We start from the raw sequence: 1,052 nt of genomic DNA, 5'->3' as shown, positions 1-1,052 counted from the left end.
TATTTCCGCAGACAGAAGTGCAGTTATGTATTATTCACCAAATCCGCAATAGCTTGCGTTATGTGGCCAGTAAGGATCAAAAAGCCTTTATGGCTGATCTGAAGCCTGTTTACCGAGCAGATACCAAGCAGGCAGCTGAAATGGCGCTAGATGAGCTGGAAGCCAAATGGGGGGATAAATACGAGAAAGTCATTCGTTCATGGCGTGAAAAATGGCATTTACTCAGTGCCTATTTCAAATATCCGAAAGCGGTTAGGAAGCCAATTTATACCACCAATGCGGTTGAAGCAGTACATCGCCAATTCAGAAAACTGACCAAAACCAAGGGGGCTTTCCCGAATGAAAATAGCCTGCTGAAATTGCTGTATATTGGCATTCAACAGGCTTCTGAAAAATGGACAATGCCGGTGACAAACTGGGGGCAAACCATCACACAGTTATCGATTTACTTTGAAGGCAGGCTCGATGATATAATTAAACTCTAGCCAATTCGGCTGACACAGAATTTTGAACGCTCTCTAAAAATTTGATTTTGTCCTACTGATATTTTTTAAAAATAGATTCTATAAGACTACATCTGATTTAGATGTAGTTTATAACAAAGGAATTGTAGTCTTATAAGCTCTATAACCCTTATGTAAAAAGCTTTCCAATGGATTTAAAAGCATTAAAAATATAAAAATTAATTAAAAACCTAAGGAAGAAAAAATTGCCCTATGTTTTCGCTACGCTCAAACTCTATTGAACTTCGCTTACGCTCAGTTCGAAGGGGCAATTTTTGGGTTAATCTCGTGATAACTTCAAAAAAAGCAAAAGCAACTCGGAATTCGCTTCGCTCATAAGTTTTTTATACTCGCTTCGCTCGACCTAGATGCAAATTAAATCTGTTCGCACCCTCCGGGATGCTCTGTATCTCAGTCTCAGCAGCAAAGGGGAGTTTGTAATCAGGGAAAAAAATGGCGAAAATTTTAATTGTGTCTGTTCGCTCGTAGACACTCGCTCTGTAAGGCCTGAATAAAACCAGATAATTTTAAAAACCTGGACCACCGTAA

General features: G+C 39.3%; 1 protein-coding gene. It reads left to right on the top strand.

Going from position 1 to position 1,052, the window contains the following annotated elements:
- The coding region (locus FTV32_RS17245; RefSeq protein ID WP_180029176.1) for a transposase at positions 1–485 on the top strand (485 nt) is incomplete at its 5' end.
- Between the last annotated feature and the right edge of the window lie 567 nt (positions 486–1,052).

Origin of the sequence: Acinetobacter sp. YH16032 (assembly GCF_013417345.1) — a bacterium.
Taxonomy (GTDB): Bacteria; Pseudomonadota; Gammaproteobacteria; order Pseudomonadales; family Moraxellaceae; genus Acinetobacter.
Note: the sequence above shows the minus strand (reverse complement) of the source record. Positions and strands in the feature narration are given on the sequence as shown.